This window comes from Vibrio sp. D173a, assembly GCF_030248475.1.
The window spans coordinates 14,816-32,157 of record NZ_JAHGAH010000008.1; the positions used below are offsets into that span (position 1 = coordinate 14,816).

Below are 17,342 nucleotides of genomic sequence, written 5' to 3' on the forward strand. Positions count from 1 at the left end.
TGGATTGAGGTAATTCATGTTAAATGACTTTCCATGGTTACAACCCGTTTGGGATAACCTCAAAGTAAGTTTGGATTCCGAAAGAGTTCCAGGTGCCTTGCTGTTGCAAAGTGCGCAAGGGTTAGCCGTTGAGAAGTTGGTCGAACTCTTTAGTCATTCGCTTTTGTGCCAAAACTACACCAGTGAGGCGTGTGGTTTTTGCCACAGCTGTCAGCTAACTCAATCAAACAGCCACCCTGACTTACACTGGATCAAACCAGAGAAGGAAGGGAAATCCATTACCGTTGACCAGATTCGAGCATGCAATCGTCTTGCGCATGAATCGTCTCAGCTAAATGGCTATCGTGTGTTTATCATTGAACCTGCGGATGCGATGAACGAATCAGCGTCGAACGCGTTGCTCAAAACACTCGAAGAACCTGGGCAGAAGTGCTTGTTCTTGCTTGTCACGCATAACCAAGAACGATTACTCCCAACCATCCAAAGCCGTTGTCAGCAGTGGGTGGTGACGCTACCTTCGACAGAACAAGCGATGAGTTGGATGAGCGAGCAGGGTTCTTTGAAAGTGCCAGCTTACGCGCTTAAGCTGAACATGGGCTCCCCAATTAACACACTAGAAGCAGTAAAAAGTGGCGAGCTTGATGAGTACCAGGCATTTGAGCGCAGTTTGATTGAGGCTTTGTCTTCTCCTGTTTCTGATGTGTTCCAATGTGCGTCTTTGATGGCCAAGAACCCAGATAAAGCGTTGGATTGGGCTTGGTACTTATTAACTGATGCACAGAAAGCGCAATTTGGTGTGGCTGAGGCAGACCAGTTGCCAGGGGCTGACAAGTTTCAACCGAACAACTACAACGGTTTATACTCAGCAGCACAAAAATTACTCGAGTTAAAGGCTCAAATGCAAACCTTCCCAGGCTTGAACCTTGAGCTACTATCAATGAATTGGTTAATTGAATCACGAGAGGCATTATGTTCGTAGATTCTCACTGTCATTTAGACAAATTGAATTACGATGATCTTCACATCAATGTTGAAGACGTTATTAACAAAGCAAAACAAGCGAACGTAACAGAGCTTTTATCTGTGGGCGTTACGCTGGATTCCTTCCCTAAAATGCTGGAACTGATCACGCCGTATGAAAATGTCTACGCGTCTTGTGGTGTCCATCCTCTCGATGTAGAAAGTGACTTCTCGATGGAGGTGTTACGCCAGCATGCTTCTCACAATAAAGTCGTTGCGATTGGTGAGACAGGCCTAGACTACCATTACAAGCCAGAGATGGCAGCGTTACAACAAAAGCGTTTTGAACAACAAGTCGACTTAGCGGTAGAGTTGAACAAACCACTTATCATCCATACCCGCAATGCGCGCGAAGATACATTAGAAATTCTACGCAATGGCGGTGCAGAAAAATGTGGTGGCGTGATCCACTGCTTTACTGAAGATCTAGCTTTTGCAGAAGCGGCGCTTGATTTAGGTTTCTACATCTCAATTTCGGGTATTGTGACCTTCCGTCAAGCAACAGAATTGAAGGAAGTTGTAAAAGCTTTGCCCCTTGAAAAGTTGCTTATAGAGACTGACTCTCCTTATCTTGCGCCCGTTCCGCACCGCGGAAAAGAGAATCAGCCAGCCTTTGTAGTGGAAGTTGCGGCTTACATTGCACAGCTAAAAGGGTGTTCATTATCTGAAGTCGGGCAAAAAACCACCGAAAACTTCCGAAATCTTTTTTTGCGATGAAAAATCAAGAAACGGTTTAAAAAGGGGCGAAAGCCCCTTTTTTGTTTAGAAATGCACCAAAAAGATCATTTAGTTTAATGTTTACTAAATTTGTTGATTTAAGCGCATTCAAATTCATCAAATGTAATTTTGTTACTAAAAATAACATCAGCCTTTATTTTATTTACGCCTTAAAATTAATTATGTAGATAATAAAATCCTTATAAAACAGTAATATAAGTTTAATGCAAACCTTTTCATTGGCTGTTTTTCGGTGTGATCCAAGACTTGTTTTGAAACTAAATTTCGTAACTGTGTGGAAAGTTTGAGGGCCATCAATATATATTTAGAGCCGGAAAATATAATGCCTCGTGTGGTTACATTTTCATTGGGTGCTAACATTTAGGCTACGGGGGTGTGCCGTTAGTGCCCAAATAATACTTATAATTTATCAGGAGCATAAACATGTTTAAGAACCTTTTTGCAAACCTGCAAAAAGTTGGTAAAGCTCTGATGCTACCAGTATCAGTGTTGCCAGTCGCAGGTATCCTACTAGGTGTTGGTGCTGCCCATCTAAGCTTCATTCCAGAGGTTGTATCTAACCTAATGGAACAAGCTGGTGGTTCAGTATTCGGCCAAATGGCACTTCTATTTGCTGTTGGTGTAGCTCTAGGCTTCACGAACAACGACGGTGTAGCTGGTCTAGCTGCTATCGTTGGTTACGGCATCATGACAGCAACGCTAGGCGTTATGGCTGGCATCATGGGCGTTGAGAAAATCGACACAGGTGTACTAGGTGGTATCCTTGTCGGTGGTGTTGCTGCTTGGGCATTCAACCGTTTCTTCAAAATCCAACTTCCAGAGTACCTTGGCTTCTTCGCTGGTAAGCGTGCAGTGCCAATCATCACTGGTTTCGCTGCGATCTTCCTTGCAGTTGTTCTTTCTTTCGTATGGCCACCAATCGGCGGTGCAATCTCTGCATTCTCTGACTGGGCTGCACACCAAAACCCACAACTTGCGTTCGGTATCTACGGCGTAGTTGAGCGTTCTCTAATCCCATTCGGTCTACACCACGTATGGAACGTACCATTCTTCTTCGAAGCAGGTACTTGTGTGAACGCTGCTGGTGAAACGCAAAACGGCGTACTAACTTGTTACCTAGTTGCTGATGAAGCTTCTCGTGCTGCTGGTAATGGCTTCGGTCAGCTAGCGGGTGGTTACATGTTCAAGATGTTCGGTCTACCAGCTGCAGCAATCGCAATTGCTCACTGTGCTAAACCTGAAAACCGCGCGAAAGTAATGGGTATCATGGCGTCAGCTGCTCTGACTTCATTCCTAACAGGTATTACTGAGCCAATCGAATTCTCATTCCTATTCGTTGCTCCACTACTATACGGTATCCACGCTCTACTAGCTGGTTCTGCGTATGTTGTTGCTAACACGCTAGGCTTTGTACACGGTACATCATTCTCACACGGTCTGATCGACTTCCTAGTTCTATCTGGTCACGCTCAGAAGATGGGTCTGATGGTAGCTGTTGGTCTAGTTTACGCAGTAATCTACTACGTAGTATTCCGCACAGTAATCACTGCTCTTGACCTTAAAACTCCAGGTCGTGAAGACGAATCTGAAGAAGCTGCTGCAACTTCTGGTTCTGACATGGCAGGTGAGCTTGTTGCAGCATTCGGCGGCAAAGCAAACATCACTGGTCTAGACGCATGTATCACTCGTCTACGTGTAGCAGTAGCTGACACAGCTGCAGTTGACCAAGACAAACTAAAACAACTAGGCGCTGCTGGTGTTGTAGTTGTAGCAGGTGGTGTTCAGGCTATCTTCGGTACTAAGTCTGACAACCTGAAAACTGAAATGGATGAGTGGATTCGTAACCACGGCTAATCTCAGTCATTCATGATAGAAAGGAGGCTTCGGCCTCCTTTTTGCGTATTATCCTTTTCGTTCTTCATCCAACGTTGCGTATTCTTCTCTCTTCTCTCTTCTCTCTTCTCGCTTCTTAGGGCTTACTTTCTGACATTGTTGTTGTGACCCCTGACTCAGCCTTACCTTTGTGGCCTTTTTCGTACGTCATTCTTACTCATTACTGACATAATAAAATGCCACCATGTTTGAATTATGTACGCCGTTTTTTAAGAGTGATGACGTGTATGAAAAAGCAAATAATGTTGGCAGCTGCACTGTTCCCGAGTGTTAGCATGGCAGCAAATCAACCGACAAACTTCTCTGTCGGTATGGCAGTGGATCAGCAGCTAAGTGTTGTGATTGAAATTGAAGATAAGTATCGCGGTATTATTGGTAACGATGGTATGGCGTTTGACTACATCGCCAAGCGCGGGTCATTTGATCAAAGTATGCCGCTAACATGGTACGTAGGTATCGGTGGTTGGTATGAATGGGATGACGAATTTGGCGTTCGTGTGCCATTAGGTCTGAACTGGGACCTATCGAAAGGCTGGGACCTTTACGCTCAAATTCATCCAGAGCTAGAACTTTACAAAGGGCCGGACCTACAAATCGGTGGGGCACTTGGTATCAAGTACAATTTCTAAATGGACACAAAAAATGCCGGCGTAGAGCCGGCATTTTGTTTGTAAAACTTATCTGTTCTATGAATTAACGGCGTTGTTGCTGTTTATTCATTGCTCTTTTGATGCATACCGCAGCGCCACCCCAAGTGATGCCAAGACCGATAACCATCATGATGATTGCACTTGTAGTCATTATGCTTTCTCCTTGCTCGCAACATTAATCAGTACACCAAACACAAACAGCGCGGCAATCATTGCCCAACCTAGTGTAAGGTCGTAGCCGCCGTAGCCCTCTGTTAGAAGTGCGTACAGTTTTGTCGCCAAGATAATCGCTAGCATGATCGGAGTGATGAAGCGTAGACAGATTTCAAACCATTGACCTACAGAGAAGTCAGAGCGTTCGTTTACGTAGCGACGAACTTCCGGTACTTGTTTCAGCAACCATGCCATCAGAAGGATTTCTACTAGGCCACCTACCATAATACCGACGTTATTTGCGAAATGGTCAACAAGGTCAAGCAGAAGTAGACCGCCATTGGTTGCAAATGCCATTGAGACCACAAAACCCGTACCAATCACAACATTCGCAGCTTTCTTACGGCTCCACTTCAGCTTGTCGATAACCGCTGACGTTACTGCTTCCATGATTGAGATGTGCGAGCTTAAACCAGCCACAACCAAAGCAAAGAAGAATAGGGGACCAAGAATGTATGGTGCTGGTAGCAAGTTAATTGCCGCAGGTAACGTAACAAATGCTAAACCTACACCCGCTGATACAACCTCAGTCAGAGGTTTGCCTTGTTCTTGAGCCATGTAGCCCAACACCGAGAAAAGCATGATGCCTGATAGAATCGAGAAACCACAGTTGATCAATACCGTCATGAAGGCGTTATTGGTGATGTCTGATTTTTCTGGCAGATAGCTTGAGTAAGCCAGCATGATGGCAAAGCCGATACTCAACGTGAAGAAGATCTGACCGTAAGCGGCTGCCCACACCTTCACATCCCAGATTTTGCTGAAGTCAGGTTCGAACATATAGTTCACACCGTCTAGTGCGCCAGGAAGGAAGATCATACGGCCAATCAAGAAGATCACCATAAAGAATAAGATAGGCATCATGATCTTAGACGCACGCTCGATCCCTGATTTTACGCCACTCACAATCGCTGTGTAGGTAATGGCCCAAGCAATTAGCATAGACACTGCGATCTTCCATTGAATGCTGCCTAAATCCGTTGGAGAGTTATCACCAAGCTTTAGGTATTCACTGAAGAAGAAAGCGTTGGTATCTGAACCCCAACTTTGGGTAAACGACATGCCAAAGTAAGAAATTGCCCAACCAATCACGGCTACGTAGTAAACGGCGATAACAGCGGCGACACCCACTTGGAACCAGCCAAGCCACTCAAACTTGGAATGAATTTTGGCCAGTGTTTTTGGTGCAGAACCACGGTATTTTTGACCCATGCTGAACTCAAGGATCATAAAAGGAATACCAGCAGTGATCATGGCAAAAAGGTAAGGAATGAAAAAGGCACCACCGCCATTCTCGTAGGCCATGTATGGGAAACGCCAGATGTTACCCAAACCGATGGCTGAACCGACTGCGGCTAAGATGAATCCCGCACGGGATCCCCATTGTTCTCGCTTCATATTTGACTCCTGTACGACTCCCTAAGGAATGAAGCTCTTCTCGGCAATCTGCAATCCAGAAGAATAAAGAACAACTGTTATCTGTCAGTCTTTTGTCCAATATTCGGTATTGTTATTAAATTCTGGAGTTTTGCTTTGTATTGCCTAACAAGAAATAGAATTAAATGCTTTAAATTTTGATGTGTGTTTGTGAAAGCTGAAACATTCTTCTGCTTTATGTTGTCAGACTAACTTTTTACATTATTTAGCGCAATAGATTCTAAATGTTAATGGCGATATTTTATCTGGTATAAATATTGTTAATTAGTGGTTTGCTAGGCTATCTGACCAGTTATGGTGGGAGGCTTTTGAAATAAAATACTGAAGCTTGGATGTGATCTTGGTCAAATTAACTATTTTTAAGTATTAGGGCGTATCCCTGTATTCGATACGCCCCATAGAGGATTTTTCGCCAAAATCATGCTTTGAAAGTGAAAGTTATTAGAAGCGGAAACTAAAGCCAATATTGGATTGGAATTGGTTCATCCAGTCGGTCTCAAACTTGATGATGCAAGATGAGCCATCAGTCGGAAGGACACATGCACCGGAGGTATCATTATCCACAACGGTGCCCAACCAACGGATCTGAGCCGTCATGGCAAAGTTTTTTGAAAATTCATATTCGAGACCAGCGAAAGCACTGGCCGAAAAACCATATTTGTCACTAACCCAATCCGCATCGGTATAAGAGCCACCTAAACCAAGTCCGACATAGGTTTGCCACCCTTGAGAAAGTGGGTAGTAAATACTGCTTTGAAACTGCAGGTAGTGCACATCTATCGAGTTATTGATGTCTTGTAATTCAGAAGATTGATTAGAGTAAAACAAACCAATACGACCCATTTCAAAAGGGGTTTCTACCGATAACGCGTAGTTAATAGAAGGGTCTAAATCGTAGGTACGTTCCTTTTGATCCTCGACTTCCCCACCTCCTGTAAAGCCGACATAGGGGGTAACGATAACGTTTGCTTGAGCAGTCATAGAACAACCCAATAATACACTCCCCATTAGCCAGCCAACTTTATAGTTCATTTGCTATCTCCTTATTATGACTAAGCTAATTGTGATGCCTTAGTCAAAATCGTGCGACTAAATTAAGCAAATCTTGAACATAATTCACACTGGTGTTATTAATTTGTTACAACAAAAGGAGGTGTCTATGGAACACGATCTAAAATCAGCCCTACTCATCGTCGTCACGATATTCGCAGTTTTACTCTCTTTTGGCATTATTGCGATTACTACGGCCTAAATCACTGGCACTGCGCCTATGATACGTAACAGCGGTATTATCACTGACAGCCATACAGAGCTAAACGTCGACGTTTATGAGCACTTTAGAAATGGCAAAACAGCCCTTGTCACGCAAGGAGGAGGGCAGAGAGGGATTTTTACCGCTGGAGTACTAGACGCATTTCTTCTCTCTAACTTTGACCCGTTTGACGAGTTTTATGGCACCTCTGCTGGTGCACTCAACCTATGTGCTTTCCTTTGTCGTCAACATGGCATGGGTAAGTCCTTCATTACAGACCTCACCACATCTGATCAATTCTTTAATCTATTCCGCTATATCCGTAAGAAGCAGTACCTTGGCTTAGAGTGGGCTTTAGAAAGAATTCAAGATTACCCTTACAAGCTGGACTTAGACCTTGGCCGTTTGGCACTAGGCGACCGTGGAGCATTTGCTGCAGTAACCAATGTCGATACGCTCTCTGATCAGTATCTTCCAATACTCGGTGCGGATTGGGTAAGCACTATGGTGGCGACTTGTGCAATCCCAAAATTGTATCAAGGTCCTGTAGATGTGAATGGTCAGCGTTTTGTCGATGGTGGCGTTTCTGCCTCTATTCCTGTGCAAGAAGCTTGGCGGCAAAATGCGCGTAATATTATTGTGATTCGTACCGAACCTTTCTCTGAATCCGAAGCAAAAGTACAAAGTGAAATTGATGATGACAAAGTCGAATGGTATCGCGAATCCATCAATTCAGTACAAGAGTCTTGGCAAGTTAAAGTGAATCAATGGAAAGAAGATTGGAGTGGCTTTCTTCAGCAGAAAATTAATGCTGCGCATGACTCTAAACTAACTGGTGGTAAGCTGTTAAATGGCGGACGCTGGTTGTTTGGGGCTGATAACTTATACCGTTTAAGTCACCTAATTGGGGAGAACTTTGACTCCGGCTTAGCGGATATGTTGATGATTCACTACCAAACCTTCGAGCTGACTCAAGCATTCCTATCTACACCTCCGGATGACACGTTTATCCTACAACTCGCCCCAAGAGAAGAATTGCAATCCTCCTCTTTAATGAGCGACCCAGAAGCATTAGAGCATGATTATCAACTCGGATTACAAACAGGCTTTAATCTTGTTCGGTTGTATGACGAGTTATCTAATCAGTAAGCCTTTAGCATGAGCACTTCATTGGGTTGCTCGGATTGTGGGCTGTTTTTTCTTCCTTAACCTATAAAACCTATCTGAAAGTTCTCAAAAGAGTTTACGAAACTCCCTTCAAATAAATTCAAGTTGTTGATTTATAATGTTTTAACTTTCTTTATCGTTGAATTACCTAGTGATTCACCATCCTTGCATTAGATTGCGTATAAATTTTTTATCGTTCTATACGCCATGCTATTGAAAAGAATTATTCACTCTTTATTTGTTCTTTCCTGTTTGCCTATCTCCAGTCATTCGGTTTTAGCTCATGAGAAAAATATTGTTGATGAAGCAAGCCGCGAGCAAGTGTCGCACTCTGCTTCAAAAGTTGAGAAAAACACCGTTGTTATCTTTTCATTTTATGGAGACGAAGAGAGACAGCTACAAGCGCTGTTAAATTTGGGTACCTATTGTCGAGAGGATATTCAACCAAGTGGTGCAACCTTAATTCAATGCGGTCCATACACACCGGAATTATGGAAGATAGCGGAGCCTTTGGTGTATGAAATCACGGACAACAACTATCAAGTTACTGAGACGTTGATTGATGCTTTACCTAACTTAGGCTTACAAGATAACTCTAGTGATGAGGTGAGTCCTTACTTAAACACTTTTACTTCTGAGTTGGTTGCGATCAGTCAGCAGCAGTATGAAATGGGCAATACAAAGGCATACCAAGAGCAGCTGCCGTCAAGGCTCGTGGCCAATGGTGTTAGCACGACTGAGCAGTGGTTATCTGAACAATGGGAAGATGCCAATTTTGATATTGGTCTTTCGCTAAACAAAGGTAATCAATGGGCGTTTGATCATTTCGAAACACTACTTCCATTCTGGGATCAAAACGGTCGAGCATTATGGTTTATGCAAACAGGGGCGGTGTTCAATCGTGAGAACTTCCACGGGCGAGATTTTGCGCACCTAGGGTTAGGTTATCGTCAGTTGGATGATAGCCAGTTCTTCGGGGTGAATGTTTTTTTTGATTACGATCTATCGCGTCAGCATACGCGTGTCAGTGTTGGTGCGGAATATGGCTTGGATTACGGCACATTTAGCACAAATGCTTACTTCCCACTCTCCAATTGGAAAGACTCGCCGGATCACTATGAAGGAATGAACAGCCTAGTTGAGAAGGCAGCGAAGGGCTGGGATTTGAACTTGGAGACGTATCTGCCTTTGGATACGCGCTGGAAGTTTGGTTTAACGGCGGGTCAATACCTTGGCTGTTACGTGGAACACAGTGATGGCAGTTTGCCATCGAAAAATCCATACCATTTCAGCTTGAGTACAGAGTTTCGTCCTGATCCTGCGTGGGCGTTCTCGCTGGGCTATCAAACTGAGCAAGGCGCAAAGGAGCAATGGATTGCAGGGATCAATTATTCCTTATCGCTGAGTGGTCTCTACGAGGGTGAGCGACGCTTGTCTCAACAGAGTTTACTACCGAAACCGGAGCGATTGACTGATTTTGTTCAGCGTGACCATAACATGGTGCTGGAGTACAAACAGAAGTTTGCTGAGATAAGTATTCGCCTACCGGAAAGTGCACTCGTTACAGAGTTGAGTCAGCAAATGCTCTCGTCTTGGATGGAAGTCAAAGGGGGCGCCGATATTGTGTCATACCAGTGGCAAGGTGATGCGGCGAACTATCTTAATGACATACAAGCCTCAAGCCCAACATTTATCGCGCCAGCCTATCGTTATGACGCTAACAATACCTTGTCACTGTCCGTTTCTTACAAGTTGCGTAGTGGGCAAATAAAGCAGTCCAACACAATGAAAATCACAGTAACGGACAGCAAAGTTCTTGAATCCTTGGGCTTTTCACCTGCTAGAGCCGTTGCCGGTGAGCGAATTACTGCAACCGCGAAATTAAGCGTAGCGGCAGCAAGTGCGCCGATTGCGTTTGAGCTTTCTGCTGAGAGCTTACTCGGTCTCAATATTAATGGTGAAGTCCCAATTCTCAAAGATGGTCAAACCACGATTATCGTGAATACGACGACTGATGAGGAGGGCGTGGCTGAACTGGTTCTCCTTAGTGAAGAAGCCAATAAAGTGAAAATTACGGCCATTTACCACGATGACCGAGACCACGCTAAGCAGGGGATAGTTGAATGGGCTAAGGCTAAGCAATACCAGATCAAAATATTCAGAGGGCAGCAAGAGATCATTGGCTCAGGGAATGAGAGCAGTGACCCTTTGTTTACTCATCACACATTGACAGCAGAGCTGTTTGAAAACGGTGAGTCGATTAATGATACGTCGAACTTTGCATTTCAATGGTGGCGACGAGCCCATGATAAGTCAGGTGATTTTGAAAAGATTGCAGGGGCTTCAGGGAGAAACTACCAATTGACTGGTGCTGATCAGGGCTTCCAGATCAAGGTTACGGCCAATCAGAAAACAACAACCAATCAACAAAAAATAATCAAATAAAAAGAGAGTATTATGAAGAAAACAGCCATTACACTTGGGCTTCTTATCAGCGGTTTCACAGCAACAGCAGCTTGGGCGATTGAAAGTAATGTCACTGAACCAGTACAGGGTCATCAACCAACCGTGACGGCTCCGGTCATTACAAAAACAGATATCAAGTGGACGCCGGCGCCTATCAAAGTGGAGTTCAGTGTTCCGACTCATGAAGATACTGACAATGATGACATCACTTCTGTGACGTATTGGCTACAAGATGCCGGAGGTACCCAATACGGCAAGGAAGAGAAGGCTGATATTAGTAAGTTGAATGGCGGCGCGATTGAGTTCTCAAACTTCGATGAGCTAAAAAACAAAAAACTAACACTGGTTTGGAAAGTTCATACTCAATATGGCTACCCTTCAGAAACGCTTGTGTCTGATGAAATGACCTCTAACGAATTCAATGTCGCTGCGGAAATGGATCTATCCATCAGTGGTGTTTATGAAGTTGGTGAAACATTGACGGTACACGCATTCGATGGTGCTGATGTCGATCTGAATATCGCAGATGTGACGTTCACGCTGGCAGAAAATGAGACCGGTGACACAGCGGGTCTATACCCAAGGGAGCAAGCAGAAGCGGCTCTACAAAGTGAGCTGAATGATTCTGGTAATGACCTAACATTCAAACTCACTAAAGAGCTTCAAGGTTACACCATCACTGCGTCTATGAACGAGGCGCCAATCACTCGTGCTTCACTGCGTTAATTTCGTTTAATTAAGCTTTAACCAATTACCAAGCGGGCTGTTTTCAGCCCGCTTTCTCTCTATGAGGGTACAACCATGATACGTCAATCATTCATCACTATTTTGGCTCTTATCTGTTCTTGGTCTGCGATGGCAGAATGCCCTGAAAACCAAGTGTGTTCGAATAATACGTCAGCCATCGCAGGCCACGGCTATCCAACCGGTATGCCTGAATGGAATGTCGCGCCGAGTGAAAATAACACCATAGGTACCGGCTCCATTTCCGTTCTTCCGATTCAAGAGCTCGATCCTGATGGTGATAAGGTCATTGCCGATTCAAAAACCTACCAGTGGTGTAATGATAAGGGAGACTGCTTCGCGAATTCGCCAACCCTGACCATCAATCCATCGGATATTGACAGGGTGTTTGATAAAGGAGTGGGTTTTAAGCCTCTGACAGTGAAATACAGCGGCAAAGTTGAAAAGGGCTATCCGGAAGCAACACGCACCTTTGAAAGTGAACCGTTACCTGTGGCGCTAGAGTACCCGCCAGATGGCACTAAAGGGATCTGTTATGAGGCCGGCGATAAAGCGGTGCAGACGATGGTACTTTCTACTTCAGCAACTGGGAATCATACCCATTATTTAAAATTTCCAAATATGGCGCTCGGTTCATTACCCGGAAAATTGAGTCAAGTGGATAGTGCTCAGGGGATTGATTTTACCAATGCTGTAAATGCTTTTATCCCAACCTTTCAAGAAAAGGCCTTACCTGAACAATTAACCGTTCAATACTGCCATGACGATTGTAAAGAGTGGATCGAGTTTAAAGTGACCAAAATCCATCCCGGGCCTATGGCGCCAACCATCTATTCTGCTCGCAATATGGGAGTGGTATCCGACGGCGTGACTTTACACGATTTTAATTTTCAAATATTAGCCCAATCCAGTACGGACTATCGCACGAACATGGTGCACTGTACTCAATTTAATTAGTGTCTTGCCACCAATTATCCATCGATGAAAATGCCCTGATTCTGGGCATTTTACACATTTGCGTGTTACAAAATGACGAGTTGCCAGCGCTCTGTTTCCTGTAGAATGACAAGTCATTTCTCTTATTTAGTTCGACCTACATTGTTCGGCCTGCCTGATTCTAAGGTATTGAATTACATAGTCATAAAAGAATCTCATAAAACCTAAACTAACGGTGATTCGCTGTATTTCCTTGAACGGAAGGGGGGATACTTGCCCTGTCTTTGAATTGCATATTACCTTTAGGTTTTTTGGTGAAGTAGGGCGATTTAGTTGCACCTTTTAACCCGTGCCGCTTAACAAAAAACATCGTGCTCTATGTGGTTTAAAGACGGTTTTTATACCCATTTTAAATACTGTTGTTTACAACTAGAGAGACTTAATTTCTATGAGATTAACCCCTATATACACGGCGCTGCTGACCAGCTTGGCCGGCGTTTCGACTGCGTATGCTACGCAAGTCACGCAAGACATTGCTACTAACTACGGTTCTACCAATATCGTTAACAGTCAACGATGCCTTAATAATAACCCCCACGGCGCAAGCGACTTTTGCATCGCTAATATAAACCCTGAAGGCTTAACGCTGAACCCAGGCCAGCAGATCACCGTAGTCACGCCAGTGTCATTCCCAGCGATGAGCTGGTGGGACGAAATGTCGCCAAGTCTTGTAAAGATACATGGCTCAGATGGGAGTCGCTCTGAATGTTCAAGTTTGGGCAATAACCAATGGTCGTGTGTTTTACCGAACAGTGGTTTTCATTCCAGTGGCCTACGCGTTGAGATTCGTACAGAGGGCTTTCGCGCAGGTTGGGGTGGTGACCTGACTATCGACGACTTAGTACCGGACGCTCCTGAAATTGAAAATGCCTCTGCAACATTTGAACCGGCGAAAGACGAGAAGCTGATCCGAAACGGGAAAATGTGGCTTGCTACTGAAACGCCAATCGAGGTGACGTTAGATTTTGACCTGGTAAAAGGCAACGCAAGTAGCTTTGCTAATCAACCTATTCGAGTTCTGCTGCAAAAGACCATTGGCACTGGTGAAGATAACACCACTGCAGAGTGGGTGACATTGACGGGTCAAAGCCAAAGCATTGTTAGTGGTCACAACAAGATAACGGGACAAATCAAACCGTCAGAGGGTTGGGATAGTGAGGCGTTTTACACTGCAACTCTTGGCTACAAACTGAATGATAACGACACGCCAATCACTTTTGTCGATCCACAAGGTTTGACGACGATGACGGGCCAAGGTGCATACTTAGACGCTTCTCCGATGCGCATTGTCGATTCAAATAACCAAGACAGCCAGTGTGTACTGACACAAGGTAATCCACAAACATGTGATTTGGTTGCTAATGGTAGCGAAGTGCGTTTAACAGGCGTGAACGTCTGGCAAGATGCCGACCATCCGCAAACAATTGACGTCAACGGCAATCACAAGCAGACGTTAACAGGTGGTCATGTAACCACAGATGTCCCTTTTGATATTGAAACCACAGGACAAAAGACATTCAAGTGGAACAATGTCACAACGGTCGTGACTTACAACACGGATACGCGTCAGATCGTTGTTGAAGACATTGATCCAGTGAACAACGTTGTTTACGACAATGCATACATTAATGGTGCAGTGACAAAAATTACGAACAAAGGCAGCCGCAGCGATATCCGTGAGGCTAGAAACACCGGCATTCGTTTAGCATTAGATACGCTGGACCAAAGCGCAATTTCAGGTCTAGAGAGTGTGACGTGGTCAGCGGAATATCCGCTTGTTGAGTTTGTGAAAGTTTACGCCCCAGATCTTCCAAGCCTAGTTGAAGAAGGCTTAAAGCTGGTCGAGAAGACGATTAACAATAACATCTTGGCGAAAGCGGTTGAGTTCTCTGAAGATGGTCAATTCTACCTAGATGTTGCAACCGTCAACGACGGTATTACTGATGCGATTGCTAATCTAGGCAGCCAATACGAAAAGTATTTCCCTCGTTTTGCTAATGTTGTTTTACCTCTGGATCTTGTTGCTCATTACCGTGTTCATGGCGTTGATAAAGTGAAATCAAAGCGTTTTAACATTGCGATCGGTGATCGTGGTAAGCGCATTATTAACTTTACGGGTAACGGCACGACCCAATGTTTGACAAACATGGGTGGTAAGTTTGCATTCCAAGACTGTAATGCTTCTAAAGTTGTAAATGAAAACACAGATCCAAACGTCCTATTTAAGTTTGTCCCAGCTGCATTAGGCACAGTTACGCATCCAACGAACGTATTCCAAGTTCGTCCATTCTCTGATGATACTCAATGTCTGACGGTGAATGGTTATAACGTGACTGCTGAGCGATGTGACGTCGATTACGGTGTCTCGCAGTTGTTCTCTTTCAAAGCTCAAAGCGATCAACACTTAGAAGAGTCGATCGTGACTTCAGGTAACACCTCTGAGATGACGATCGCGTCGCTTAAAAATGGTCGTGTCTTTGACCGCAGCGGTGGTGGTGCTGGTGGCAGTGTTTGGGGCGATTTAATTGTGTACCCGAAAAATGGTGACAAAGGATCGATAAACCAGCATATGTTTGTGTCTCGCTTTGGTGTTCAAGACAGCAATAAACCGAAAACTGTTCCTGTTGATCTGACGATGCGATGCCAAACAGGTAAAGAGCTATTCAGCTACTGGAGCACGATCTCTCTAACCGCAACCAACAACTCAGATTACGATGCATATGTTCGTGTTAACTGGAATGAGCGTTGGGAGCTGGTTCGTGCAGGCACAACCAGAAAGGTTGATCAGCGCAGAATGTCTATGCCTGTTGCTTTCGACCAAGTATATCGTTTCTTTACCGAATTCAATCCACATAACGCCTTCTTCTCTTTACCTGCGAATGAAACGGCTTGTGAAACTGGTTTTGGCCGACCGACACTAGATTTCACTGAGACTAAGAAAGGCTACAACGCTTGGACTGAGCTACCAGAATAATTGATCTGTTCTTTTGGGGGAGGGATGAAAGCCTCCTCTTATTTTCTTAGTCATTTTACTCATTGATTTATAGGTTCGGTAAACCATGAAAAATACACTTTATATCTCGATTACCAGCTCGCTTTTGGCTCTTAGTTCTTCAGCAATTGCTTCGCCACTGGCGGAAATTGACGGTGCAACGCTTCAGGGCCTCATCAATTCACCGGCTGATTATTCTGCACAAGTTGATGCATTTCTTGGCGTAAAATACGCTTCTGCTGAGCGATTTAGTGCACCACAGCGTCATCACTTTATTACTGGCGAGCACTATGATGCGACGGTTACGGGAGATATTTGTCCACAAGTGCCGCATACCATGGAAGCTAATGGTGTTGTACAAGAAGCACAAAGCGAAGATTGTTTGAATGCAAACATCTGGCGTCCATCTGACATTGCTAACGATGAAAAACTGCCTGTTTATGTGTTCATTCACGGTGGCGCATTTGAGCTAGGTTCTAGCACCGTTGAGCAGTTTGATGGTGCTAAACTGGTTGCAAAAAACGCTGATGAAGGAAATCCATTTATTCTCGTCAGCATTAACTATCGTCTTGGCATTCTTGGTAGTTTCTACAGCAGCGAGCACTCGGGTAACTATGGCATCCAAAACCAAAAATCAGCGTTAAGTTGGATTCATGACAACATTGGTAACTTTGGTGGTGATGCTGAGAATATTACTTTGTTTGGCGAAAGCGCTGGTGCGATGTCAATCGGCATTCAGTTAATGGATGAGAAACAAAATGCGCACCTATATCAACGCGCTATTATGGAAAGCAACCCATATGGTGTGAAATACAAAGATGCCAAATCGGCGCAATGGTTAGCTGAGCAGGTAAAAGACAAACTCAGTAATGATCAAGATATTCAAACTGTACCTTTTGAAGAGATCATCAATATACAGTCTCAAATGAAGGCGGCGACAACGCAAATGAATAACTTGATGACAATTACGCCAAGTACATCTGGCCTGTTGGCCTGGGCGCCGTATGTCGATGGAGAGACCATCCCATATCAGCCGATTGACCTACAAAAAGTAGATGGGGTAGATGTGACTCTAGGCTTTAACAAAGATGAATCCAACATCTTTGTCGCTCCTTTCGATGTGATACTCAACGCGCCTGGTAGCTATAATCTTTTGGTTGATGCATTCTTTGGTTCAGACAAAGGAGAGCAGTTGCGCAATTTGCCTGCATTCCACTTAAACTGGTGGAACAGCACGCCTGAAAAGCGAAAAAACAACGCCCGAAAATTGATGAATCAAGTTTTATTTATGTGTTCATCCCAACATGTTGCGCAAAACTTGTCGTCAAACCAAACAACAACCTCGCTGTACCAATTTAACTATCAACCAGACTTTGCCTTGTGGCCGGATTACTACGTGGAGAGCTTTACAAAAACATGCTCACCGTCAGAAACATCTTGTCATGGTGCTGAACTGTCTTTCATCTTCGGAAATGAGGTGAACGCAGTATCTGGCCCTACCGTTTTTTCTGTATGCGCCCCATGAACCCACGGGGCGGTGTTGTTAATGTTTGAAGTTCCAAGGTAGGAGCGCATCGATATCAGGCTCCGCTTTCGCGAGCTCTTTCATGCACTTGACCATGTAGTCGTAGAGGATAAGGCCGTTGGCTTTCGCTGTCTCGACGATGCTGTAAAGCATCGCGCTCGCATCAGCACCATTTGGTGTGTTTGAGAACAGCCAATTTTTTCTGCCAATGACCAGCGGTTTAATGGCGCGTTCAGCACGATTATTATC

At 44.4% G+C, this 17,342-nt stretch carries 15 protein-coding genes; 11 read left to right on the top strand and 4 right to left on the bottom strand.

Annotated elements, in window-relative coordinates:
* Positions 1-16 precede the first annotated feature (16 nt).
* From KIV40_RS01635 to KIV40_RS01650, 4 genes are all read left to right on the top strand, one after another.
* Positions 17-979, top strand: a complete 963-nt coding sequence (locus KIV40_RS01635) for a DNA polymerase III subunit delta' (protein WP_152684494.1) — start codon at positions 17-19, stop codon at positions 977-979.
* Entirely contained in the window at positions 970-1,737 is a 768-nt protein-coding gene (locus KIV40_RS01640; RefSeq protein WP_012128450.1) for a TatD family hydrolase, read from the top strand. The genes KIV40_RS01635 and KIV40_RS01640 overlap by 10 nt, the downstream gene beginning before the upstream one ends.
* A gap of 444 nt (positions 1,738-2,181) precedes the next feature.
* The gene (gene ptsG / locus KIV40_RS01645; RefSeq protein ID WP_012128449.1) at positions 2,182-3,612 is read left to right on the top strand and encodes a PTS glucose transporter subunit IIBC; all 1,431 of its coding nucleotides are present in this window, start codon (positions 2,182-2,184) and stop codon (positions 3,610-3,612) included.
* Positions 3,613-3,878: 266 nt separating this feature from the next.
* Positions 3,879-4,280, top strand: coding sequence for a hypothetical protein (locus KIV40_RS01650; protein ID WP_012128448.1), 402 nt, complete (start codon positions 3,879-3,881; stop codon positions 4,278-4,280).
* Positions 4,281-4,344: 64 nt separating this feature from the next.
* Here the strand turns inward: KIV40_RS01650 and KIV40_RS01655 are convergent, their stop codons facing one another.
* From KIV40_RS01655 to KIV40_RS01665, 3 genes are all read right to left on the bottom strand, one after another.
* The gene (locus KIV40_RS01655) at positions 4,345-4,452 is read right to left on the bottom strand and encodes a MetS family NSS transporter small subunit (RefSeq protein WP_012128447.1); all 108 of its coding nucleotides are present in this window, start codon (positions 4,450-4,452) and stop codon (positions 4,345-4,347) included.
* A complete protein-coding gene (locus KIV40_RS01660) occupies positions 4,452-5,912 on the bottom strand; it encodes a sodium-dependent transporter (RefSeq protein WP_285347797.1) in 1,461 nt (486 codons plus the stop codon). Before KIV40_RS01660 ends, KIV40_RS01655 begins: the two co-directional genes overlap by 1 nt.
* A gap of 480 nt (positions 5,913-6,392) precedes the next feature.
* A complete protein-coding gene (locus tag KIV40_RS01665; RefSeq protein WP_051117494.1) occupies positions 6,393-6,983 on the bottom strand; it encodes an outer membrane beta-barrel protein in 591 nt (196 codons plus the stop codon).
* A gap of 127 nt (positions 6,984-7,110) precedes the next feature.
* Between KIV40_RS01665 and KIV40_RS01670 the strand changes: the two genes are divergently transcribed.
* The 7 genes from KIV40_RS01670 (at position 7,111) to KIV40_RS01700 (ending at position 17,093) form a co-directional block, all read left to right on the top strand.
* Entirely contained in the window at positions 7,111-7,203 is a 93-nt protein-coding gene (locus KIV40_RS01670; RefSeq protein WP_021018032.1) for a YnhF family membrane protein, read from the top strand.
* An 18-nt stretch (positions 7,204-7,221) separates the two neighbouring features.
* Positions 7,222-8,352 (top strand): patatin family protein, encoded by a 1,131-nt coding sequence (locus KIV40_RS01675; RefSeq protein ID WP_045379041.1) that lies wholly within the window; start codon positions 7,222-7,224, stop codon positions 8,350-8,352.
* A gap of 225 nt (positions 8,353-8,577) precedes the next feature.
* Positions 8,578-10,815, top strand: coding sequence for an inverse autotransporter beta domain-containing protein (locus KIV40_RS01680; RefSeq protein ID WP_285347798.1), 2,238 nt, complete (start codon positions 8,578-8,580; stop codon positions 10,813-10,815).
* A gap of 12 nt (positions 10,816-10,827) precedes the next feature.
* Entirely contained in the window at positions 10,828-11,562 is a 735-nt protein-coding gene (locus tag KIV40_RS01685; protein WP_012128441.1) for a hypothetical protein, read from the top strand.
* A gap of 75 nt (positions 11,563-11,637) precedes the next feature.
* The gene (locus KIV40_RS01690) at positions 11,638-12,537 is read left to right on the top strand and encodes a hypothetical protein (protein WP_162093231.1); all 900 of its coding nucleotides are present in this window, start codon (positions 11,638-11,640) and stop codon (positions 12,535-12,537) included.
* Between the two features lie 427 nt (positions 12,538-12,964).
* Positions 12,965-15,550, top strand: a complete 2,586-nt coding sequence (locus tag KIV40_RS01695; protein ID WP_240305201.1) for a hypothetical protein — start codon at positions 12,965-12,967, stop codon at positions 15,548-15,550.
* Positions 15,551-15,635: 85 nt separating this feature from the next.
* Positions 15,636-17,093: a carboxylesterase family protein gene (locus tag KIV40_RS01700; RefSeq protein ID WP_285347799.1), complete on the top strand. Its 1,458-nt coding sequence runs from the start codon at positions 15,636-15,638 to the stop codon at positions 17,091-17,093.
* Positions 17,094-17,111: 18 nt separating this feature from the next.
* Here the strand turns inward: KIV40_RS01700 and KIV40_RS01705 are convergent.
* Positions 17,112-17,342 (bottom strand): transposase (locus KIV40_RS01705; RefSeq protein ID WP_285347800.1); only part of this gene is annotated, 231 nt, incomplete at its 5' end.